Genomic DNA, 22,401 nt, shown 5'->3' with positions numbered 1-22,401 from the left:
GGCCCCGCGAGACACTTGACCGGCGGTCCAGCCAGGTCCAGTGTTTTTGCATAGGCCGCCAACCGCGCGCCGGCCAGTGAGGACTGCTCATGAGCATCGACGACGATCCGGTCAGCACGCTCGATGATCTACGTAGCGATCTCGCGCGCCGGCACAGGTGGACACCCAGCAGCGGCGCCTCGGTGGACCCGGCGGTCGTCGACGCCGATATGGCGGCCCTCGACCGCGACGGCTACCTCATTTGGGAGAACCTGCTCAGCGACGACGAGTGCCGGCAGATCAAAGCGACGGTCGCACCCTGGCTCTCGCACACCGGCCGCAACTCCTTTGAAGGGCACCGCACACAGCGCATCTACAGCCTGCTGAGCAGGACCCGCGGGTGCGACCGACTCGTCGACCATCCGCGGGTGCTCGCGGTCCTCGACCGGCTGCTGATGGACAACTACCTCCTGTCGGCCCTACAAGCCATCAACATCCAGCCCGGCGAGACCGCGCAACTGCCTCATCACGACGACGGGTTCTATCCGATTCCGCGGCCCCGCGCTCCGCTCGCCGCCGCGACGATGTGGGCGATCGACGATTTCACCGCCGACAACGGCGCCACCGTGCTCTACCCGGGCAGTCACCGCTGGGGCAGGCGGCGGCCCGAGCGGGGCGACCCCGCGATCCCCGTCGTCATGCCTGCCGGCTCGTGCGTCTTCTTCGTCGGCACCCTCTGGCACGGCGGCGGCGCCAACACCACCGACAACGCGCGACTGGCCGTCACCGCCCAGTACTGCCAGCCGTGGCTGCGGCCGATGGAGGCCTTCACGCTGTCGATCTCCCGCGACACGGCGCGAGAGGTCTCCGACGACATCCGGCGCATGATCGGCTACAGCATTCACCCGCCGTTCGTCGGCGCCGTCGACGGTCTGCACCCGCTGCGGCTGTTGGAGCAGCCATAGTCGACATTGCCACTGAGGTTGCTGCAAAGCCGACGCAACAACCCGGTGTGCAATCTCGACGCTAGGACGCCACCCGCGAGCCGAAAGCCGGCCGAGCGGTGACCAGCGCCTCGGCCGGAAAAAGCTGGTCCGCCAGGGCGAGCCAGTCCACGGTTTGATCCTCAGGGGCGTGCGTCGCTTCGAACATCGTCGGTTCCTTCGTTTGGTCTTGGACCAATCGTCGACGTCAAGCGCCGCGCGCGTAATGGCCGCCGAGCCAGTTTCGGCTGCGCGATCGGAAGCCTTTCCTATCCGCCAGGTAAGGGTCGCAACTCAGAACGCGTCGGGATCACCGGGTTCGGTTTCGAGCACCTCACGGTTGAAGATCAACATCTTGGCGAAGTACAGCCCGCCCGCCGCTACGACGCCCAGGACGATCAGGTCGGGGACCAGTGAGTCCGAGGGCGACATCAGCGCCACCAACGAGAACACCACCCAGATGATGGCGGCGATCGCCACGGGCACCTCGAAGCGTCCCAACCCGAACGCACCCTCCCTGCGGCCCAGCCGCTTTCGCACCGACAGGTACAACACGGAGATGGCTCCGTAGATCAGCGCCGGAAGGATCGTCGACCCGACAATCAGCTGCAGCAAGGCCTGACCCGGCAGCGCCACCATGAGAGCGACGCCCACGACGAACATCAGCACGGTCGCGGGAATCGGCGTACGGGTGCGCGGGTTGACTCGGCGGAACAAGGTGTAGCCCGGGAAGCGGGAATCACGAGCCATGGCGAACACGATGCGAGAGCAGGAGGCCAACATCACCATTCCCGCACCGAACATCGCAAACGCGATTCCCGACAACAGGATTCGCTCAGTAAGGGATCCCAGCTGGTCGCGGATGATCGTCGCCACCGGCGATTCGCTGTTGCTGACCTCCGGAATGCTCTTGATGCCGACGGTGAGGGTGAAGATGAAGATGAACCCCAGGACGGCCGATGCCAGCACCGAGGTGACGATCGCCCGCGGGACGCTGCGGTAGGGGTCCTTGGCCTCCTCGGCCAGGTTGGCCGCCGAGTCGAAGCCGACCAGCGTCACCAGTCCCATGACCATCCCGGCCATCAAGCCGCCGCCGATTGCGAAGTAGTCGGGTGAGCCGGCGGCGATGCCATGCGATACCACGTTGTCGACGGTTCCGCTGCCGCCGAACATCATCACCGCACCGAGCGCGATCACCAGCACCACGACGATCGTCAGCTCCAGCGCCACCGCCGTCGAGGTGACCATTCCGAGCAGTCGGGTCGAGGCGATGACGAGCACCGTTTGCGTCGCCAACACCGCCAGCGTGATCGCCCGCGCCACATCCTCGTCGGGCGCCATACCCAGCAGCGGCATGAGCGCCTGGCTGGCGAGCGCGTTGTCCATGGCCACCACGCCGATGGCCAGAAACCAGAACGTCAACCACCCGAAGAACCAGCCGACCTTCGGGTTCGCCAGCCTCGATGCCCACTGATAGGAGGAGCCGCTGAGCGCGATCCGAGCGGCGAACTGGGCGACGACAAGTGCCACCAGGGTCTGCCCGGCCGCCGCGACCAACCACAGCCAAATGCCGACGGGTCCTGAACTCTGAAGCACCGCACCATAACTAGCGAAGACGCCGACCGCAACCGAGATGAACGCGAACGAGATCGCGAACACCTGGAACGAGCCGAGACTCCGCTTCAGTTCGGGCGTATAACCGCATTCTCGAGACTCGTCATCGGCGGATTGACCCTGCACGACGCCCTCCGTGGTCATCCACCCATCCCTTCTGAAGTTAGGTGAACAGTATGGCACCGGATATTTCGCGGTCGTCAATTCGGTGATTATCTTCGCCGCTGATCTGTACGTTCGGAGAAGTGTCCTCAGTCGTCGGAAGGTCAACGGTCATGACAGAGGTTGCACCGGACGAAACAGACGCAGACGAAACGGTGAGGACTGTGGCTACGAGCCGGAACTCAACCGCTCCCTCGGGGTTGACGGGAGACGTTGTGCGGCCCGGAGACTCGGGCTACGACGCGGCCCGAATGGGCTACAACCACCTGTTTGCCCCGCAACCCGACGCGGTCGGGTTCTGCGCCGACACACAGGAGGTGGTCGACGCCGTGTCATGGGCGCGGCGCAGCGGCGTGCCTCTGCGGGTGCGTAGCGGACGCCACTGCCTCGAGGGCTGCTCACCCGCCGGTACGGCATGGCGTCTGACAATCTGCTCGCGGCGGAGGTCGTCGTGGCCTCGACCGACGGTGGCGCGACGACGGTCATCGCCGACGAGCAGAACAGCCCGGACCTGTTGTGGGCGTTACGTGGCGCAGGCAACGGCAATTTCGGGATCGTCACATCGCTGACGTACCGCATCCATCCCGTGAAGCACACCATCCATGTCGTGGCGACAGCGCAGCGCCCCACATGCCGACGATCGGCTCACCAGCCAGTTGGAGATCCGCCCCGACAAGGTGGTGCTGGTGGCCAGGCCTCGAAGACCGGCGAAAGCTGCTCGAGCCCCGGCCACGTCGATGAAGCCGCGAACTGGAAATTCCTGTCGCAGTTCGTCTATGCACCGTATCCGCCGCAAGCCATCGACCTCGTCACATCGTTCATGGCTAAGGCCCCGACGCCGGATTGCAACTACTTCACCAACGCCTTCGGTGGCACAGTGCGAGCAAGTGAGCCGCCCGGCGGTTCTGCCTTCGCGCATCGCGATGCGCTGTTCTACGCTGAGCCCGGCGCGGGGTGGGGTGTCCGCGGCGGGATACCGGCCGCCGGCGATCCGCTGACGGACGAGTGCCTGACATGGTGCGCCGAATTCGGAGAAGCCTTGCAGCCGTATGCGAGTGGCGCCTACGTCAATGTCCCGAATGCCGGTATGCCGGAACGGCTGGTGGTTTCTGGACGCCCGCGTAGACATCGGCCCACCGTGCGTCGTCGGTCGAGACTTGTGGCTTGCCGACTGCCAGGATCGGCGCCAGTATCTGCTGGGCCTCGGCCGAGGACCCGTCGACCAGCACCGCCATGGGAATCGGCGTATTGGGGGGACAACGTCGAAAGGTTGCGCGCGATCAAGGCGAAATACGACCCTCAGAACGTGTTCGCCTTCGAGCAGAGCCTTTCGGCCGACGGCGGCTGATAACGCTTCACGCCGGTCTGAACCGCACCGCCGCGATACGTTCCCGACGAACCACATCCGCGAAATCCTCGGCCGACGGTATGCCGTCGTCGCGGAACTTCAGCCCCATCATCGTCGGGGCACGCTTGGCGCCCCAGGCTTTCGCGCAGCGGTGCGACAACTCGGCGACGAGCGCGGTGTCGGTCAGCAGTTCACCGCGCATCGTCGTCGTCCTACCGTCGAGCAGTATGTCCGCGGTCGCCCCGTCGCGGAAGTTGTTCTTCCATCCCGCTGAGGTCAACGCATACAGTTCGCCGTCAATTCGATGGGCGCTCACCGGGATTGAGTATCGGCGTCCGCTCTTGCGGCCGACGACGTTGACCACCATCATGCGGCTGCGCAGTGGTCCGGCCAGGGGAGTGCGCAGCAACCTGCCGACCAAGGGGTTCACGATCCGCAGCACCCTGTCGGACGGATGCGCCGCCGTGACAGCGGGGGTTTGTTCTGCCATGGATGTCACGGTATGACGGGGCGGTCCCGCAGAAGCGGTTCTCGCCAAAGTCGAAGCGCATGTGCCCAACACCATCGATGAGCGGTCCTTACGCTGGTGACGCTGAAGTGACGCCTGTGGTCGAGCGGGAGATTACGCCGACGTCGGTTGATCCGTTCCTACGCATGTCGGCTCCAGCCGTGCAAGATGGTCGTGGAGCATCCCCGAACGGTACGGAGGCGGGTACATGCCTGAAGTCCAGTCCGCACCATCCAGTATTGGTGTCCTGACCAGCGGCGGTGACGCCGCCGGCATGAACGCAGCGGTACGCGCCGTCGTGCTTACCGCCGCGCACCACGGCATCGACGTGTATGCGGTCCACGAGGCATACCACGGGCTCGTCACAGGTGGTGACCTCATCCGGCGCATGGAACCGATTGATGTCGAGGCAATCCTGCACCAAGGCGGTACGGTCATCGGCACCGCCCGATCGAAGCAGTTCAGAACTCGTGAAGGCCGACGATCGGCCGCGCGCAACCTGGTCGAGCACGGTATCGACGCCCTCGTGGTGATCGGCGGCGACGGCAGTCTTGCGGGGGCAAACCTGTTCCGCCAGGAGTGGTCGGGATTGCTCGCTGAATTGGTTGAGGCCGGAGACATCTCGCAGGACCTGGCCGATGAACACCCTTTCCTGCGACTTGCTGGTTTGGTCGGGTCGATCGACAACGACATGGCGGGCACCGACATGACGGTCGGCGCCGATACGGCGTTGCACCGGATCATCGAGGCATTGGACGCCCTGCACAGCACCGCTGCCAGCCACCAGCGCACCTTCGTGGTGGAAGTGATGGGCAGGAATTGCGGCTACCTCGCCCTCATGTCGTCGCTGGCCACCGCCGCGAGTTGGGTCCTCATACCCGAACGGCCGCCCGACGAGGGTTGGCGAGAGCAGATGTGTCGCGACATCAAGGCGGGCCGATCCATCGGCCGTCGTCACAGCGTGGTCGTCGTCGCCGAGGGTGCCCACGACCGCGACGGCAACCGGATCACCGCCGAACAGGTCAGAGCGCTGCTACAGGACGAACTCGGTGAGGATGTCCGCATCACCGTCTTGGGCCACGTTCAACGTGGCGGCGCGCCAAGCGCTTTCGACCGCTACCTGGCAACGCACTTAGGCTTTCTGGCTGTGGAACGACTGCATGCCGACACGCCCGACGCGCCCGCGCAACTGATCGGATTGCGGGGTAACCGCGTGGTCGCCTCGCCGCTGATGGAGTGCGTGGAGCGCACCCAAGAAGTCGCCAAACGCATGAAGTCACGGGACTATGCGGGAGCGATTCAGGCGCGCGGCGGATATTTCGCGGAATCGTGCAGGGTCCTGGACACCATCCAACAGGCCGCGCCGCGGCCCGCCGAGGCGAAGCGCTTCCGGATCGCGGTGGTACACGCCGGCGGACCGGCACCGGGGATGAACGCCGCGGTGCGCGCCGCCGTCCGACTCGGCCTCGACCGGGGTTACACCGTCCTGGCGGTCAAGAACGGGTTCCGTGGGCTAGGCGACGGTGACATTCACGAGATGGACTGGATGGATGTCAGCGGCTGGGTGTCCGATGGAGGCGCCGAGATCGGCACCAATCGTTATGTGCCCGATTCGGTCGGTATCGCCCGAATCGCCGAACAGATCGCCGCTCACCGCATCGACGGGCTCATCATCGCCGGCGGATGGGCGGGCTACCGGGCCGCTCATGAGCTCTATCGGCATCGGCACGAGTATGACGCCCTCGACATCCCACTAGTGTGCATGCCGATGACCATCAACAACGACGTCCCGGCAAGCGAATTGAGTATCGGCAGCGATACCGCGTTGAACAGCATCGTCTCCGACGTCGACAAGATACGGCAGTCCGCGGTCGCCACGCGACGAGTTTTCATTGTCGAAGTGATGGGCCACGACTGCGGTTATCTCGCCTTCGTCAGCGGGCTGGCGACGGGGGCAGATCGCGTCTACCTACCGGAGGACGGCATCACGTTGAACTCGCTGACCACCGATGTCCGCGCGCTCGCGGAACGTTTCCGAGCCGGCAAGCGGGTGGGCCTGATCGTGCGCAGCGAAGGTTCCGATCGCGTCTACACCACCAGATTCATCACCGCGCTGTTCGACAAAGAAGGCGCGGAGTTGTTCGACGCGCGGGAGGAGGTTCTCGGCTACGTCCAGGAGGGCGGCGACCCTTCGCCGTTCGACCGGGTGCAGGCGACGATCATGACCGCCCGCTGTATCGGATTCCTCTCAGAACAGCTCTCGTCCGGCGGCCGCGCCGGCGCAATGCTCGGATTTCAGTCCGGCGAACTGCGATTCACCGATCTCGCGCATTACCCGACGCTCATCGAGGACAACGCTCAGCGACCGGTCGAACAGCAGTGGTGGGACCATCGTCACCTGGCTGACGTCATGCGCGACTAAAGGGGCGGCCACGATGCGAAACTCGTGATTGCGCGGCAACGTCGCGCCGGGCAAGCGCGCTGGCGCACTCCCGAAGTGTCGCCGAAGTCCTTGCGGTATTGGGCAGTTCCGCAGACGGGCTCGACGGCGCCACCATGCACAAGCGGCTGGATGTGTTCGTCACCTCGTCAAGCTCTCGGCCCCAGGTGTTTTCGGGGTGTTGGTCGCCCTCACGCCTCGCGACCGCGACTCCACCGACGAGTCGACTACAGACCCAGCGACGTCTGCGCCTGCTTGAGGGTCGCCGCAGAACCCTGCAAGCTGAGCAGTTCGGAGACCGACAACGGCACCTCGAGCACCCGGCCCGCACCCGCGGCCGTCACGACCGTCGGCAATGACAGGCACACATCGGTGATCTCATAAATGCCGCGCTGCACGGTCGACACCGGCAACACCCGATGTTGGTCGTAGAGGATCGCCTCGATGATCCGGGCGGTCGACAGTCCGATGGCCAGGCTCGTCGCGCCCTTACCGGCGATGACCTCGTAGGCCGCGTTTACGACGGCCGCCGATATCTCGTTACGGGTCGGTTCGTCGAACACCACAGTGCCGTCGATGCGGAACTTCTCGGCAGGCACCCCGCCGATCGACACGCTCGACCACAACGGAATCTGCGAATCGCCGTGCTCGCCCACGATGAAGCCGTGCACATTGGCGATGGCCAGGTCAGCCCGCTGAGCGATGAGATAGCGAAACCTGCTGGAATCCAACACCGTCCCGGACCCGAAGATCCGGCCGTCGTCGGCGCCCGCCGCGGCGATCGCGGCGTAGGTGACGACGTCGACCGGGTTGGTGACGAACACGATGACCGCGTCGGGTGACTGTTCGAGCAGCTGTGGCGTCAACGATTGCGCCATCGCCACATTGGCGGTCGCCAAGTCCAGTCGGGTCTGCCCCTCGTCCTGTTTGGCGCCTGCCGTGACGATGATGATCCTCGAACCGGCGGTGATGCCGATCTCATCAGAGCCGATGGTGGGGCAGTGAGGTACGAACTGGCTGCCGTGATTGAGGTCGAGCAGCTCGGCGCGGACCTTCTTGGCGTTGATGTCATAGAGCGCCAGGGCACCCGCGGAGCCCCGGATCAGGCAGGCGTAGGCGATCGCGGTGCCGACGCTGCCCATCCCGACGATGCTGACCTTGTTCGACAGCCCCTGCGACGTCTTCCTCATGGCTCCATAGTCGACGATGCGGGCCTGTTCCGGATGGATCCAGACGGAAATAGGACGGAAATCAGCCTGCCGCCGGGCTTTCCGTCCGCCGGCCCGGACTCAATACAGCGGCCACCAGACGGGGATCACCACCATCGCGACCGCGAACCACGCCACCATCGTGACGATGCCGAGCCGCCAGTAGTCGCCGAAGCGGTAACCACCCGGGTTCAGCACGATCATGTTGGCCGGTGTGGCGATCGGTCAGCAGGTCGACTCCCGCTCCGGCAACAACCGACGGCCGAACACCACCGTAACCAGCACCGTCACGAGCACCAGCGGGACACCGACCAGCGCGAATTCGAAGTAGCCGAACCCTGAACCGCCATGGTCGCGCGATGCGTCGTAGATGAGGACGTTCACCGGGCTGCCGCCCAGCGTGAGCAGCGCCCCCGCACTGGCGCCAAACGCCAACGGAATCAGTACTTTCGATGGCGCGATCCGCGCCCGTCGCGACACCGACACGGTCACCGGGACCAGCGCCGCGGCCGCGCCGTTGACGGTTATCACCGCGCTGACCACTGCTCCGAGGGACATCACGGTGGCCGTCAACCGGGCGTATGCCCGTCCCGCCAACCGAGTCAGCGTCCCCGGCTCACCCACGCAGTGACTCCGGATGCTTCCAAGCCCTCGCTGACGACGAAGAGCGACGCGATGAACACGATCACCGCATCACCGAATCCGCTGAAGAGCGTCCTCGTGTCGACAAGCCCGGTGAAGTACAGCAGCAACGCCACACCGATCGCGACCACCTCGACGGGAAGTCGATTCCAGACGAACAACACGACGGCGACGCCGACGATCACCAGGCTCAGTGTTGCTTCAGACATTCTAAGGACATTCGATCGTTTCACCTGTGCTGGTTGTACGGCGTTCCGTGGTGGTCTGACGCATGCTGTGGTCGATTATCGCGACGATGACCACAACTCGGCGGTGCTTTCACGACGCCGCTCGTCGACGGGCAGCCGCTCCGCAACGCCGTAACCTCCGCCGAACACGGCATGCGATCGCAAAGGTGTGGCGATAATGGCGTCATGGCAGCCCATCCTGAGTTCGAGATTGCCCCCTGGGAACTGCGGTTGTCCGGCTTCGATCTCGACTTGCTGCCTGACGTCGAATCGATCTTCGCTCTCTCGAACGGCCATATCGGCCTGCGTGGATCCCTCGACGAGGGTGAGCCGGTCGGCACACCGGGCACGTTCCTGAACGGGTTCTACGAGAACCACGAATTACCTTATGCAGAAGGCGGATACGGCTATCCCGAGGATGGCCAGACCATCGTCAACGTCACCGATGGGAAGATCATCCAGCTGTTCGTCCAGGACTCGCCGATGGATATGCGCTACGGCAGGGTGGTCGAACACGAACACGTCCTCGACTTCCGTACCGGAACGCTGCGCCGCAACACGGTCTGGGCGTCACAGACCGGGCGGTGCGTCCGAATCAGCTCCGAGCGCCTGGTCTCGTTCACCCAGCGCGCGGTGGCCGCGATCCGCTACGAGGTCGAACCGCTGGACTCGTCCTTGGAACTCGTGGTGCAGTCCGATCTACTCGCCAACGAGGCGGTGGTCACCGCAAGTAACGATCCGCGGCTGGCGGCCGCACTGGATCATCCCCTGGTCGCTGAATTCTCCTTCGCGGAGCGAAGTTCCGCATTGCTCGTCCATCACACCAGACATTCCGGTTTGCGTGTCGCCGCCGGCATGGACCACCAGCTCGACCTCCCGTCCGGCGTCGCGTGCGATACCCGCGCCGAAGACGACCTGGCGCGCATGACCGTCGCGGTCGACGTCGACAAGGGCCAAGTACTGCGGATGACGAAGTTCATCGCGTACGGATGGTCGAGCAGGCGCTCGACAGAGGCGTTGCGGGCGCAGGTGGAGGCCGCGCTGGCGCAGGCGAAGCAGACCGGGTGGGACAATCTGCTGTCAGCGCAACGCGAATACCTCGATGGGTTCTGGTCCCACGCCGATATCGAGATCGACGGAGATCCGGAACTCCAACAGGCGATCCGATACGCGTTGTTCCAAGTGCTCCAGGCCGGGGCCCGCGGTGAAAGCCGACCCATCTCGGCGAAGGGCCTAACCGGAACCGGATACGGCGGACACGCCTTCTGGGATACCGAGATCTACGTCCTGCCCATGCTGACCCACACCATGCCGGAAGCGGCGGCTGCTGCACTGCGCTGGCGGCACTCCACGTTGCCGAGCGCCAAGCGACGGGCTCGTGAGCTCGCCCATGACGGAGCGATGTTCGCGTGGCGGACGATCAACGGTGACGAGTGCTCCGGCTACTGGCCGGCTGGGACGGCGGCCGTACATGTGACAGCCGACATCGCCTATGCAACAGCACAATACGTCGCTGCGACCGGAGACCGACAATTCGAAAACGACTACGGCGTCGAGCTGCTGGTGGAGACTGCGCGCCTGTGGGTGAGCCTCGGTCACCACGATTCAACGGGGCAGTTCCGGATCGACGGCGTCACCGGACCCGATGAGTACACCGCGCTGGTGGACAACAATCTGTTCACCAACTTGATGGCCCAACACAATCTCACCGAAGCCGCCGCCGCGTGTGAGCGTAATCCGGTGGTGGCCCGCCGCCTCGGCGTGAGTGCGGAGGAGACCGCGGTATGGCGCGTCGCGGCCTCGCACATGGTGGTGCCGTTCAACGACGACCTCGAAGTGCACGAGCAGTCGGAGAGCTTCACCCGGATGGCCGTGTGGAACTACGCCGAGACACCGCCGAGCGCGTACCCGCTTCTGCTGAACTACCCGTACTTCGAGTTGTATCGCACCCAGGTCGTCAAACAGGCCGATCTCACGCTGGCGATGTACTTGCGGGGCGACGCGTTCACCGCGGAGGAGAAGGTTCGCAATTTCGAGTACTACGAGGCGCAAACCGTCCGGGACTCGTCGCTGTCGGCCTGCGGACAGGGGGTGCTGGCCGCCGAGGTCGGCCAGCTGCGGCTCGCCTACGACTACTTGGTCGAGACGGCGTTCATCGACCTGCACAACCTCCATCACAACGTGTCCAGCGGGCTGCACATCGCCGCGCTTGCCGGGACGTGGCTGGTCTGCGTGGCGGGTTTCGGCGGAATGCGTTGTCGCGGAGACGAACTGACGTTCGCTCCCGCACTTCCGCCGGCGCTGAACCGGCTGAAGTTCAGGGTCACCTGGCGCAACAGTTGCCTGGCGGTGGAAGTCACCGCGCATGAAGCGACGTATCGACTGACGTCGGGTGATCCGGTACTCCTCACCCACCACGGTCAGCCGGTGACCGTCGATAAGGAGCCCGTCGCTCGACCGCTCCCGAAACCACCGCCAGAGCGCGACATCGAGTTCCCCACTCATCGCGCGCCGTACCGAAGGGCGTGACGCCCGACGGGAGTGGCTAGAGCGATCCGAGGTCGTCGGGCACGTCGACGGCGTGTTCGCGCAGCGCCTCCAGCGGAATCACCTCGAGCGTGCGTTCGTGCGTCGACGCCAGCACCACCGGCGCGGCGAAGCCGTCCTGATAGGCCTTCAACCAGTTCACCGCGGTCACGCACCAGCGATCGCCGGGCCGCAGACCAGGAAAGCGGTATTCGGGTCGCGGGGTGGACAGGTCGTTGCCGATCGACCGCTGGTGCCGGAGGAACTCCGCCGTCACCACCGCGCAGATGGTGTGGCTGCCGAGATCCTCGGGCCCGGTCGAGCAGCACCCGTCCCGGTAGAAGCCGGTCAGCGGGTCAGAACTGCACGGCTGAAGCGGCTCGCCGAGCACATTGAGTTCAGCCACCAGTCGTCCATCGTTTCGGAGGGTCCTAATATTCAGTACTACCCGAACATATTCGAGTGAACGAGGAGCATCCGGCATGGCCGCGCTCAGGACTGGCGACGGATTTCCCGACATCGTCGTGACCGCTGTCGCCTCGACGACAGCGTTGGCCACCGACGCCGAAGAGACCTGGCAGCTGCTCCAGCAGGGCAGAAGCGGCATCCGGGCGCTCGACAAGTGGTTCGTCGACGAGTTCAACTCCCCGGTCCGCATCGGGGGCGCGATCCTCGAGAATCTCGACGAGCACCTGGACCGCGTCGAACGGCGCCGGACGTCGTATATGCAGAAGATGTCGACCGTCCTGAGCCGCAGGCTCTGGGAGATCGCGGGCAACCCCGACGTCGACACCCGCCGGCTGGCGGTCTCGGTCGGCCTCGCGCTCGGCAGCACCGAGGAGATCCCGCTCCAGCACGATCTCTGGCGGCAGAAGGGCCTGCGCGCGGTGTCGCCGCTGACCATCCAGATGTACATGCCCAACGGGGCGGCCGCCGCGGTCGGACTGGATCGGAAGGCGAAGGCGGGCATCATCTCGCCGGTGATGGCCGACGCGTCGGGCGCCGCGGCCATCGCCCAGGGCTGGCGACACCTCGTCCTGGGCGAGGCCGACATGGTGATCTGCGGCGGCGTCGAGACCCACATCGAGGCGGTCCCGGTTGCGGCGTTCAGCCTGCAGGAGCTGTTGTCGACCAACAACGACGATCCCGCGGGCGCCTGCCGCCCCTTCGACAAGGACCGCGACGGCATGGTTTTCGGTGAGGGCGGCGCGTTGATGCTCATCGAGACCGAGGAGCACGCCAAGGCGCGCGGTGCGCAACCGCTGGCCCGGCTGATGGGCGCGAGCATGACCTCGGACGCGTACGACGTCACCGAACCCGATCCCGAGGGCGAGCGCGCCAGCGACGCGATCGCCCGGGCGATCGAACTGGCCGGCCTCAACCCGACCGACATCGACCACATCAACGCCCACGCCACTGGCACGGTCCACGGCGACCTGGCCGAGGCCAGGGCCATCCGCAAGGCGCTCGGTGACCACTCACCCGCGGTGTACGCGCCCAAAGCGGCGCTGGGGCATTCCCTGGGATCGGCCGGTGCGATCGAGGCTGTGTTGACGGTGCAGGCGCTGCGCGACGGGCTCGTTCCGCCCACACTCAACCTCAAGGACCTCGACCCGCAGATCGACCTCGACGTGGTCGCCGAAGGCCCGCGCCGCGCCGACTACCGCTACGCGGTCACCAACTCGTTCGGCCTCGGCGGCTACAACGTGTCGTTGGTGTTCGGCGCCTACTAACGGCTATTTGGTCAGCGTGAACTGTCCGACGTAGCTGACGTTGCGGCTGAAGAAGTCCGAGCAGCCGCGCAGGTACTTCATGTAGCGGTCGTAGACCTCCTGCGACGTCACCGCGATCGCCTGATCCTTGGCGGCCTCGAGCTTTTCGGCCCACGTGTCCAGGGTGCGCACGTAGTGCGGGGTCATGTCGTCGAAGTCGGCGACAGTGAAGCCGGCGTTCCCCGCGAACTCGTAGACGTCCTCGTCGCACGGCACGGCGCCGCCGGGGAAGATCTCCTTGGCGATGAACCGCATGAACTTCAGGTCCGACATCACGATCGGAATGCCCAGCTCAGGCCAGCGCTTGAGCGGGTGCCCCATGATCGTCTGCAGCACCATCCGGCCGTCGGCGGGCATGACGCGGTGGCACGTGTCGAAGAACGCCTTGTACTTCGTCTTGGGCCACGCCTCGAATGCCTCGATGGACACGATGCGGTCGACCGGCTCGTCGAACTCCTCCCAGCCCTTGAGCAGCACCCGCCGGGAGCGTTCGGTCTCGACGGCGTCGAGAATCTGCTGGCCGAGTGCGTGCTGGTTACGGCTCAGCGTCAGCCCGATGACGTTGACGTCGTAGGTCTCGATCGCGCGTTTCATCACCGAGGCCCAGCCGCAGCCGACGTCGAGCAGCGTCATCCCGGGTTTCAGGTCAAGCTTGGCGAGCGCGCGGTCGATCTTGGCGTACTGCGCTTCCTCGAGGGACATGTCGTCGCGTTCGTAGTACGCACAGCTGTAGGTCCGCGTCGGATCCTGGAAGAGGCCGAAGAAGTCGTTCGAAAGGTCGTAGTGGGCTTGAACGTCCTCGTACGCCACCCTCATCGTCGTCCCCGAACTATCCGACATCTTCCTTTGGCCTCCTATGCGGTTACGTGACCCCGACGACCCCGTAACGACCAAGCTTTATATCGCATTTTTCCTAACCCGGCTAAGCAGCCGCCTTCTCGCACGTGAACTGAGCGACATCGGTGTAGCCGTCGCGGAAAAGATCGGCACAACCGGTCAGGTATTTGCGGAAGCGCTCGTAAATCTGCTCGGAGGTGATCTCGATCGCCTCGTCCTTCTTGGCCTCGAGGTTCGCTGCCCAGGTATCGAGCGTCTTGACGTAGTGCGACTGCAGGTGCTGTTCACGCGTGACCGTGTAGCCGGCCTTGTTTGCGTGCTCGCGCACCATCGAGGCCAGCGGCAAACGTCCGCCGGGGTAAATCTCGTCCATGATGAACTTGATGAATCTCACCCGGGACATGGTCAGCGGCAGGCCTTTGGCCTTGATCTCCTCGTCCTCGGGAATGATGATCGTGTGTAGCATCATCACGCCGTCGTCGGGCATCCAGTTGAAGGTCTTCTTGAAGTAGTCGTCGTACTTGTTGAAGCCGAAGTGCTCGAACGCGCCGATCGAAACGATCCGGTCGACCCGGCCCTCGAACTCCTCCCACGGCTGCAGCCGGACTTCCATCTTGCGGTCGCTCTTGATGTTGGCGAACCGGTTCTCCTCGATGTGGCGCTTCTGGTTCTCGCTCAGCGTGAGGCCGATGACGTTGACGTCGTACTTCTCCACGGCCCGCTGGATCGTCGAACCCCAGCCGCAGCCGATGTCGAGCAGTGTCATTCCGGGCTTCAGACCCAGCTTGCCCAGTGAGAGGTCGACTTTCGCGAGCTGTGCCTGCTCCAGCGTGTAGTCGTCCTTCTCGAAGTACGCGCAGCTGTAGGTCTGCGACGGATCCTGCCAGAGCTTGAAGAACTCGTTGGAGATGTCGTAATGGAACTGGACCTCGTCCTTGTCCGATCCGCGCGTCTGCGATGCGGATTTAGACAGCCACTTCGACTGCGCCTGGTCTGTCGAGCTCTGCTGTGTATCTGAGGTTCCCACCACGGCCCACCCTTAAAAACTGATCGAGGGACGAATATTCGACTATCGCGCAGTTTTTTCTCGACACGATGGTGAAACAGTACCTCCGAGCACTGCGGTGGTGAGGGGCGGCACTACGACAACGGGCCTAGATTTTCGAATTTCTGGTCATCCAGCGCATCACCTGCCAACCGACGAAGACCGGCAGCCAGATGGTCAGCACCCGATAGAGCAGAACCGACGGTACGGCGACGGCGGCGGGCATGCCGAACGCCGCCAAACCGCCGATCAGCGCCGCTTCGACCGCCCCGATCCCGCCCGGTGTGGGTGCGGCCGAGGCCAGCGTGCCGCCCACCATCGTCACCACGGTGACCGTGATGAACGACGTGTCACCGCCGAAGGCCTCGATCGCCGCCCACAGCGCGAACGCGTTGCCCAGCGTCGTCGCGGCGCAGCCCGCCATGATGATCGCCAACCGCCGCGGTTCCCTGGCCAGCGCGATGAGGTGCCCGATCACCTCCTCCAACCGCGGCCGCACCGCCGTCGACAGCCACCGGCGCAGCTTCGGCACCAACAAGAAGGTGCCGACCAGCCCGAGCAGCACACCGCCGATCAGGTACAGCAGCGTCACGTTGGGCACGAAGCGTGACAGGTCCGCCGATACGCCGGCCGCGGTGGAGAAGAAGATGAGCAGCCCCAGGTGGGTGATGACCTGGACCGACTGCTGCAGCGCGACGGCGGTGGTGGCGCGCATCGGGCTGACACCGCCCTTCTGCAGATACCGCGCGGACAGCGCCAGCCCACCCACCCCCGCGGGCGTCGTCGTGGCGGCGAACTTGTTGGCCACCTGCATCACGATCAGCCCCCACAGGCTGACCAGCCCATCGGCACACGCCCAAAGTGCTGCCGCGGCACCGAGATACGTCAGGCTCGAGGCGGCAAGGCCGAGGAGCGCCCACCACCAGTTCGCGGTGCGCAGTTCGGTGACGAACGTCGGCACCGAGGACAGGAACGGGTAGGCGACGTAGACCAGCGCGGCCAGCAGTACCAGCTGGATCACCTGACCGCGGGTGAACCGCGTGACGGTCTCGGTGCGGATCTCATCCACCCGGGTTTGACGCTTCACCTCGTCACGGGCGGCGGAGATGACGGCCTTGGGGTCGGTCACGGAGTTGCGGATGCGCATCGGCATCGCGGCCATGGTCAGCCGCCGCGACGCGGTCAGCACCGCGTCGTTGCCGAACGCGTCGATCGCCGCCCGCACCGCCGAACCCGCGTCGTAGAGATGCGTCGTCGTCACCAGCAGCTGAGCGATGTCGCTGCGCAACTGGGCGTCGGTGGCGCCGTACTCGGCGTTGTCGAACCCGCCGAACAGCACCGTGTCTCCGTCCACGGTGATCTCGCTGCTGCGCAGGTCGCCGTGCGAGATCTGACAGTCGTGCAGGTCGCGAAGCGACTCCCACACCCGGCCGACGGGAATCGAGTCGGCACACTCGCTGATCGGAATTCCGCGGGGCGGGGAGTGGGCGTACAACGTCCAGCCGCGGTCCAGCGCGGCGACGGCGATCGTCGACGCGTTGGCGATCTTGAGCTCGCCGATCGCGATGGCCATCAGGGCGCGGTGCTCGACGAGGCGGCGCATCGACGCGTGCAGCGGCGCGGTCTCGCGGTCGCGTAACCGCACTTTGCGCCACAGCTGCAGCAGCACGCCGCCGCCGCGCTGGTGGGGTCCGTAAAGTTCCATCACCGCCGCGGTCTGCTGGTCTTCGCAGGTGGCGGTCAGCACGAGCGGTCCGGCACCCGCCGGGCGCACCACCCGCAGGCCGGTGACGACGCAACCGCGCCGGGCCATCGCCCGCACCGCGCCGTCGAGGGGGACCTCGAGTCCGGGGGTTCCGACGACGAGCACCACCAGGGCGCCGACAAACCAGCCGACCGCCAGCCCGACCAGCGAGCGGGCCGGCACCACCGCGCTGACCACCAGGTGGATCGGCACGAACGCCAGCAGCAGGGTCCACCACCAGCGCCGCCATCGGGCAGGCAGCCAGGGGCCGGAGACAGTGAGCACGGCGGCGAGCATCGCGATCCAGCGCGGGTCGTCGACGAATTGGGACGCGAACGTGTCGAGGCGCCCGGACAGGTCGAAGTGCCAACGCGGCGCGGTCAGCCCCAGGCCGCTGATCGACAACGCGGATCCGGCGATGACGGCCGCTGCGGCGTAGGCGGCGAGCAGCTTCCACTGTCGCGACAGGATCAGGCTGACCAGGATCACGAACGGCAGCGCGACGATCGCGATGCCATAGATGAGGTAGACCAGGTTGGCCTGGGTGGGCGTCAGAACCGCGACGATCTCGGAGATCGAGCGTTCCAGCGCCACCCACTCGTTGCGGGTGATGACCGAGCCGGTGATGACGACCGCGAGGAATAGCGCGGCCAGCACGACGCGGACGATGTCGTTGGTCCGCCTCGTCAAAGGCTGCAGCAGGCTGCCGGAGACGGCGATGTCCCGTCCGTCAACGCGCATGTATCAACGATCTTCTCCGGTCGGGGGCCACGTCGGTAGCGACCCGCCGTCAACTTAGCCGCTGACCCGTGGAAAGCGGCTCATTGGCCGACCGGGGACCGGGGGAAGTCAGATCGCGTACTGCCTCGGCTCGTGCTGCACGGAGATCCAGTGTTCGATGGTGAATTCGTCGATCGCCCACTGGCCGCCGAAGCGGCCGATCCCGGACGCCTTCTCCCCGCCGAACGCCGTGTTGGCGTCGTCGTTGACGGGCGCGTCGTTGACGTGGGTCATGCCGGTGTCGATGCGACGGGCGAACCGCACCGCGCGCTCGACGTCGCGGCTGAACACCGCCGACGACAGCCCGTACTCGGTGGCGTTGGCCAGTTGCAACGCGTCCTCGTCGCCGTCGGCCCGGATCACCGTCATCACCGGCCCGAACACCTCCTCGCGGGCGGTCGCCACGTCGTTGGAGCCGGTGAGGATGTGCGGCGGCAGGCACTGGCCGGTCGGGCCGAAGGGGTCGCCGCCGATCAGCAGGGAAGCGCCGTCGGTGCGGGCGCGGTCGAGTTTGTCCTGGATGGACTCCACCTGCGAGGTGTTGATGATCGGCCCCAGCTGGGTTTCGGGATCGCGCGGGTCGCCGACGCGCAGCGCCTTCGTCCGCTCGACGAAGCGGTCGAGGAACTCGTCGAAGACACGGCCGTCGACGATCGTCCGGTTGCCGATCATGCAGATCTGGCCCTGGTGGAAGAACGAGCCGAACACCGCGGCCCTGGCGGCGAGGTCGAGGTCGGCGTCCTCGAGCACGACGATGGGGCCGTTGCCGCCGAGTTCGAGCGCGGTGCGCTTGATCCCGGCCTTCGCCGCGATGCCCTCGCCGACGGGCGTGGAGCCGGTGAACGAGACGACGCGCGGCACCGGATGTGCCACGATCGCATCGCCGATGTCCGAGCCCGAGCCGATCACCACCGACAACAGGCCTGGCGGCAGGCCGGCCTCCTCGAAGATCCGCGCGAGCAGCAGTCCGCCGGTGACCGGGGTGTCGCCCGCCGGTTTGAGCACGACAGCGTTGCCGACGGCGAGCGCGGGGGCCACCGAGCGGTTCGACAACTGCATCGGGAAGTTCCACGGCGAGATCACCGCGACGACGCCGACCGGCTCGCGGTAGATGCGGCTCTCCTTGCCGGGGATGTCGGACGGCATGATCTTGCCCTCGACGTGGTGGGGCATCGACGCGGCTTCCCACAGCACCGAGCGGACGAGGTTCCACTCGAGTTCGGCCTTGGCGACGGTGCCGCCGGACTCGCGGATCAACCAGTCGGTGATCTCGTCCTTGCGCGCCCCCATCACGTCGGCGGCGTCGCGCATCACCTGCGCGCGGGCCATGGGCGGTTGGGCCGCCCAATCTCGTTGTGCCTCAAGGGCCGTCGTGTAGGCCTCGTCCAGGTCGTCGGCGTCGGCCTGGGGAATCTCGGTCAGCACGTCACCGGTGTAGGGGTCGGTGTCCTGCCGGGTCTTGCCGGACGAGCCTGCTCGCCACTGCTTGCCGATGGGCATGGTGTCGAAATCGGGATAGCTGCTCATTGCCGTTGCCTACCCGCTGCCGGCAGCATTACTCTATTAGGCATGAGTACAACAACGGCGTCGGCGTTGCCGCCGGGTCCTCGGCTTCCGTCGTTCGCACTGCTGTTGCTGATGATGCGGTGGTGGCCGCGGATCGTGTCGATCTGCCAACGCCGTTACGGCAACGTGTTCACGCTGACCAATTCGATGGTCGGCTCGATGGTCTACCTCTCCGATCCGGCCGACATCAAGACGGTGTTCGCCGGCGACCCGCGGATTTACCATGCCGGCGAGGCGAATTCGATGCTGGCGGGACTGCTGGGGGACAGCTCGGTGCTGGTGGTCGACGACGAGGTGCACCGCGAGCGCCGCCGGCTGATGATGGCGCCGTTCCACCGTGACGCGGTGGCGCGGCAGGCCGACGTGATGGCCGAGATCGCGGCGGACAACATCGCCGGGTGGCCGGTGGGGGAGCCGTTCGCAGTTGCGCCGAAGATGTCGGAGATCACCCTCGAGGTGATCCTGCGGACGGTGATCGGCGCCAGCGACCCGGATCGGTTGGCCGCGCTGCGTGAGGTGATGCCGCAACTGCTGAACGTCGGCCCCTGGGCGTCGGTGGCGATCGCCAAACCCAAGTTGTTGAGACATCGCCTGTGGCAACGGTTGCGCCGCAACATGGATCACGCCGACCGGCTCTTGTATGCCGAGATCGCGGACCGCCGCGCCGATCCCAACCTCGCTCAGCGCACCGATGCGCTGGCGATGCTGGTGCGCGCCGGGGTCGACGACGGCGCGGGGATGACCGACCGGGAGCTGCGCGATCAACTGATCACGCTGTTGGTTGCCGGGCACGACACGACCGCCACCGGGTTGTCCTGGGCGCTGGAGCGGTTGACCCGCAATCCGGATGTGTTGTCAAAGGCCGTGCAGGCGGCCGAATCCGGCGACGACGAGTATCTGGATGCGATCGCCAAAGAGACGCTGCGGAATCGCCCCGTCGTTCCCGATGTCGGCCGGATCCTCACCGAGCCGGTGGAAATCGCCGGTTACCGGTTGCCTGCGGGGGTGATGGTGGTTCCGAGTATCACGCTGGTGCACGACGATGCCGGCATTTATCCCGACCCCGACCGCTTCGACCCGGATCGCATGGTCGGCGCGCCCCTGAGCCCGACAACGTGGTTGCCGTTCGGTGGCGGCAATCGCCGGTGTCTCGGTGCGGGATTCGCGATGGTGGAGATGCGGATGGTTTTGCGTGAGGTGTTGCGCCGCGTCGAGCTGGCAACGACGACCTCCCCAGGCGAGCGGCAGAAGCTCAAGCACGTGATCATGACACCGCACCGCGGTGCCCGAATCACGGTGTCGGCGAAGAAGACTGCCGTGTCGACGGCGGCGGATCAAGCTGCATCAAGATCCGCCACCGCCGACACGTCATCCGCGACGCAGAACTGATCAGGGGATGTCGGTAGCGGGAACGCTGCCGCAAGCGACTCCGGGAATGCACCCTGCGGCGCCTTGCGGGCCGGCCACGCCGGACGGTCCGCCGGGGATGGCACCCGCGGCGCCCTGCGGTCCGGCTGTGCCGGCCGGGCCGCCGGGGATTGCGCCCGTCGCGCCTTGCGGTCCGGCTGCTCCCGCGGGGCCGCCGGGGATCGCGCCCGCTGCGCCTTCGGGGCCGGCTACGCCGGCCGGGCCGCCGGGGATCGCGCCCGCTGCGCCCTCGGGTCCGGCCACGCCGGCCGGTCCACCAGGAACGGCGCCGGCCGCGGCGGGCGCGCCTGGAGGCGGCGGCGGTGGTGTCCACACGCCCGGCGCGGGCGGAGGCGGCGGTGTCCATACACCCGGCGCGGGCGCCGGGGCCGGGGCGACCGCGCAGCCTGTGCCGGCGGGGTCGACGCAGCCCGAGGGGCCACCGGTCGGGAGGAACGACGGCGAAGCAACGCTTGCAGGCGCGGCAGCGATCGCGGCAGCCGCCGCGCCGGCCACCAGGAGCGGTGAAAACTTCTTCAGGTTGGTCAACATGCCGGTGCTTTTACCACCGTCGGCGGAGCTCAAACCTCTAAACACCGCGAGAGCCCACCTCTAGCCCCGCGAGAGCCCACCTCAAAGCACCGCGAGTGACCGTGTTTGTGCGCCGGCACGCCGCGTTTGGCCGTACAAGAGCGGTCGCTCGCGGGGGTTGAGTGGCCGCCTGGTGCTTGAGTGGCCGCCTGGTGCGCGAGTCACCACTCGTCAGGAGCGACGGTTCGCCGTGCCGCCGTCGTCGGCGAGGCTGGCGATCTCGCGGTCCCACGCCGCATACCGCACCCGACGCAGGCACGGCCGGACGCCGACGACGAACATCGCCGCCACCGCCGTCACCGCGAGCCAGAACGACATCGCCGCGACCGCCGCGTCGACCCCGGCTCGCCACCACGGATCCAGCGGCTGCGCGCGACGGCCGTCCGGATGGACCGAGATGTCGATGGTCTGCCCGGCTTTGACGGGCCTGTCCCATCGGAAACGCTCGGTGTGCTGAACGCCCGCAAATCGCCAATTCGCCTGTACGACGGAGACATCGGTGCCTCGAAGCGTCGCGCTCGTGGCGGTGACGGTCGCGGTGACCGGGTAGCGGTGCTGGGCTTCTGCCACATACGCGCGGCCACGTTCCTCGTGGATGGCCGTCGCCATCGCCCCGGCGACCGGTATTGCGATCAGCGAGGCCGTCACCGCCATCGCCATCACGAGGGTCTCGACGCGATCGCTCATCCGCACCAGCGGATTTCGACCGAGCGCGTGGATCATCCGCCAGTGCCACCACCCGCGCTGGACCGTCTGCATGGCGCCTCCCTCGGTCATCCGAGGAATTGACCGAGACCGCCCATCCAAACCTCGTTTCACCCCCTCCGCGACCGTGCGCGTCGGCACTCGAAACGCCGCGAAAAATCAGCACTTTGCGCACGCTCGCGACCGCGAACGACCGGCCGCATTCGTCGCCGACAGCAACCTGTCCCACCCGCCCCGAAAACCCCGGCACAAGCACCACCACGGCAGGCCCGAGGCTGCCGCCCACGAACGGCGGAGAATATTCAGAGATTCTGGCA

Annotated in this window: 20 protein-coding genes; 6 read left to right on the top strand and 14 right to left on the bottom strand. The window is 66.2% G+C overall.

Annotation, left to right across the window (positions count from 1 at the left end):
* Positions 1-89 precede the first annotated feature (89 nt).
* Complete coding sequence (locus AU192_RS12630) at positions 90-944, top strand: phytanoyl-CoA dioxygenase family protein (protein WP_064396599.1); 855 nt, start codon at positions 90-92, stop codon at positions 942-944.
* Positions 945-1,005: 61 nt separating this feature from the next.
* On the opposite strand, the gene AU192_RS26145 is transcribed toward AU192_RS12630, so the two are convergent.
* Together AU192_RS26145 and AU192_RS12625 are read right to left on the bottom strand one after the other, a co-directional pair.
* Positions 1,006-1,131 carry a hypothetical protein gene (locus AU192_RS26145; RefSeq protein WP_269845555.1) on the bottom strand — a complete coding sequence of 42 codons (126 nt, stop codon included), beginning with the start codon at positions 1,129-1,131 and terminating at the stop codon, positions 1,006-1,008.
* A 125-nt stretch (positions 1,132-1,256) separates the two neighbouring features.
* On the bottom strand, positions 1,257-2,720 hold the full coding sequence (locus AU192_RS12625; protein ID WP_064396597.1) for an APC family permease: 1,464 nt from the start codon (positions 2,718-2,720) through the stop codon (positions 1,257-1,259).
* Between the two features lie 433 nt (positions 2,721-3,153).
* Between AU192_RS12625 and AU192_RS26215 the strand changes: the two genes are divergently transcribed.
* Positions 3,154-4,086, top strand: a complete 933-nt coding sequence (locus tag AU192_RS26215) for a BBE domain-containing protein (RefSeq protein WP_068193250.1) — start codon at positions 3,154-3,156, stop codon at positions 4,084-4,086.
* Between the two features lie 7 nt (positions 4,087-4,093).
* Here AU192_RS26215 and AU192_RS12620 read toward each other — a convergent pair whose 3' ends face one another.
* Positions 4,094-4,576: a hypothetical protein gene (locus AU192_RS12620; RefSeq protein ID WP_064396595.1), complete on the bottom strand. Its 483-nt coding sequence runs from the start codon at positions 4,574-4,576 to the stop codon at positions 4,094-4,096.
* A 226-nt stretch (positions 4,577-4,802) separates the two neighbouring features.
* Between AU192_RS12620 and AU192_RS12615 the strand changes: the two genes are divergently transcribed.
* Positions 4,803-7,016 (top strand): 6-phosphofructokinase, encoded by a 2,214-nt coding sequence (locus AU192_RS12615; protein ID WP_064396593.1) that lies wholly within the window; start codon positions 4,803-4,805, stop codon positions 7,014-7,016.
* 245 nt (positions 7,017-7,261) lie between these two features.
* Here AU192_RS12615 and AU192_RS12610 read toward each other — a convergent pair whose 3' ends face one another.
* From AU192_RS12610 to AU192_RS26130, 4 genes are all read right to left on the bottom strand, one after another.
* Positions 7,262-8,224, bottom strand: a complete 963-nt coding sequence (locus AU192_RS12610; RefSeq protein WP_064396591.1) for an L-lactate dehydrogenase — start codon at positions 8,222-8,224, stop codon at positions 7,262-7,264.
* Positions 8,225-8,323: 99 nt separating this feature from the next.
* On the bottom strand, positions 8,324-8,446 hold the full coding sequence (locus AU192_RS26140; protein ID WP_120275612.1) for a hypothetical protein: 123 nt from the start codon (positions 8,444-8,446) through the stop codon (positions 8,324-8,326).
* Between the two features lie 21 nt (positions 8,447-8,467).
* On the bottom strand, positions 8,468-8,866 hold the full coding sequence (locus tag AU192_RS26135) for an SLC13 family permease (RefSeq protein WP_278183965.1): 399 nt from the start codon (positions 8,864-8,866) through the stop codon (positions 8,468-8,470).
* Positions 8,845-9,093 (bottom strand): SLC13 family permease, encoded by a 249-nt coding sequence (locus tag AU192_RS26130; protein WP_278183964.1) that lies wholly within the window; start codon positions 9,091-9,093, stop codon positions 8,845-8,847. Before AU192_RS26130 ends, AU192_RS26135 begins: the two co-directional genes overlap by 22 nt.
* Positions 9,094-9,297: 204 nt before the next feature.
* On the opposite strand from AU192_RS26130, the gene AU192_RS12595 reads away from it, so the two are divergent.
* The gene (locus tag AU192_RS12595; RefSeq protein ID WP_064396585.1) at positions 9,298-11,640 is read left to right on the top strand and encodes a glycoside hydrolase family 65 protein; all 2,343 of its coding nucleotides are present in this window, start codon (positions 9,298-9,300) and stop codon (positions 11,638-11,640) included.
* Between the two features lie 16 nt (positions 11,641-11,656).
* On the opposite strand, the gene AU192_RS12590 is transcribed toward AU192_RS12595, so the two are convergent.
* Complete coding sequence (locus AU192_RS12590; protein WP_064396583.1) at positions 11,657-12,043, bottom strand: DUF2237 family protein; 387 nt, start codon at positions 12,041-12,043, stop codon at positions 11,657-11,659.
* 76 nt (positions 12,044-12,119) lie between these two features.
* Here AU192_RS12590 and AU192_RS12585 point away from each other — a divergent pair, with 76 nt between their 5' ends.
* The gene (locus AU192_RS12585) at positions 12,120-13,370 is read left to right on the top strand and encodes a KasA/KasB family beta-ketoacyl-ACP synthase (protein ID WP_064396582.1); all 1,251 of its coding nucleotides are present in this window, start codon (positions 12,120-12,122) and stop codon (positions 13,368-13,370) included.
* Between the two features lie 3 nt (positions 13,371-13,373).
* Here the strand turns inward: AU192_RS12585 and AU192_RS12580 are convergent, their stop codons facing one another.
* From AU192_RS12580 to AU192_RS12565, 4 genes are all read right to left on the bottom strand, one after another.
* Positions 13,374-14,249: a cyclopropane mycolic acid synthase family methyltransferase gene (locus tag AU192_RS12580; RefSeq protein WP_165593298.1), complete on the bottom strand. Its 876-nt coding sequence runs from the start codon at positions 14,247-14,249 to the stop codon at positions 13,374-13,376.
* Positions 14,250-14,331: 82 nt separating this feature from the next.
* Positions 14,332-15,276, bottom strand: coding sequence for a cyclopropane mycolic acid synthase family methyltransferase (locus AU192_RS12575; RefSeq protein WP_064396577.1), 945 nt, complete (start codon positions 15,274-15,276; stop codon positions 14,332-14,334).
* A gap of 124 nt (positions 15,277-15,400) precedes the next feature.
* Positions 15,401-17,776 (bottom strand): lysylphosphatidylglycerol synthase transmembrane domain-containing protein, encoded by a 2,376-nt coding sequence (locus tag AU192_RS12570; RefSeq protein WP_064396576.1) that lies wholly within the window; start codon positions 17,774-17,776, stop codon positions 15,401-15,403.
* A 108-nt stretch (positions 17,777-17,884) separates the two neighbouring features.
* Positions 17,885-19,342 carry an aldehyde dehydrogenase family protein gene (locus AU192_RS12565; protein ID WP_064396574.1) on the bottom strand — a complete coding sequence of 486 codons (1,458 nt, stop codon included), beginning with the start codon at positions 19,340-19,342 and terminating at the stop codon, positions 17,885-17,887.
* 42 nt (positions 19,343-19,384) lie between these two features.
* Here AU192_RS12565 and AU192_RS12560 point away from each other — a divergent pair, with 42 nt between their 5' ends.
* Entirely contained in the window at positions 19,385-20,770 is a 1,386-nt protein-coding gene (locus AU192_RS12560; RefSeq protein WP_064396572.1) for a cytochrome P450, read from the top strand.
* On the opposite strand, the gene AU192_RS25105 is transcribed toward AU192_RS12560, so the two are convergent.
* A complete protein-coding gene (locus AU192_RS25105; RefSeq protein ID WP_082695007.1) occupies positions 20,771-21,340 on the bottom strand; it encodes a hypothetical protein in 570 nt (189 codons plus the stop codon). It lies immediately after the preceding gene.
* A 210-nt stretch (positions 21,341-21,550) separates the two neighbouring features.
* Positions 21,551-22,138, bottom strand: coding sequence for an Rv1733c family protein (locus tag AU192_RS12555; RefSeq protein WP_133148027.1), 588 nt, complete (start codon positions 22,136-22,138; stop codon positions 21,551-21,553).
* Positions 22,139-22,401: the final 263 nt, after the last annotated feature.

It is taken from the genome of Mycobacterium lehmannii, from assembly GCF_001499925.1.
Taxonomy (GTDB): Bacteria; Actinomycetota; Actinomycetes; order Mycobacteriales; family Mycobacteriaceae; genus Mycobacterium; species Mycobacterium lehmannii.
Note: the sequence above shows the minus strand (reverse complement) of the source record. Positions and strands in the feature narration are given on the sequence as shown.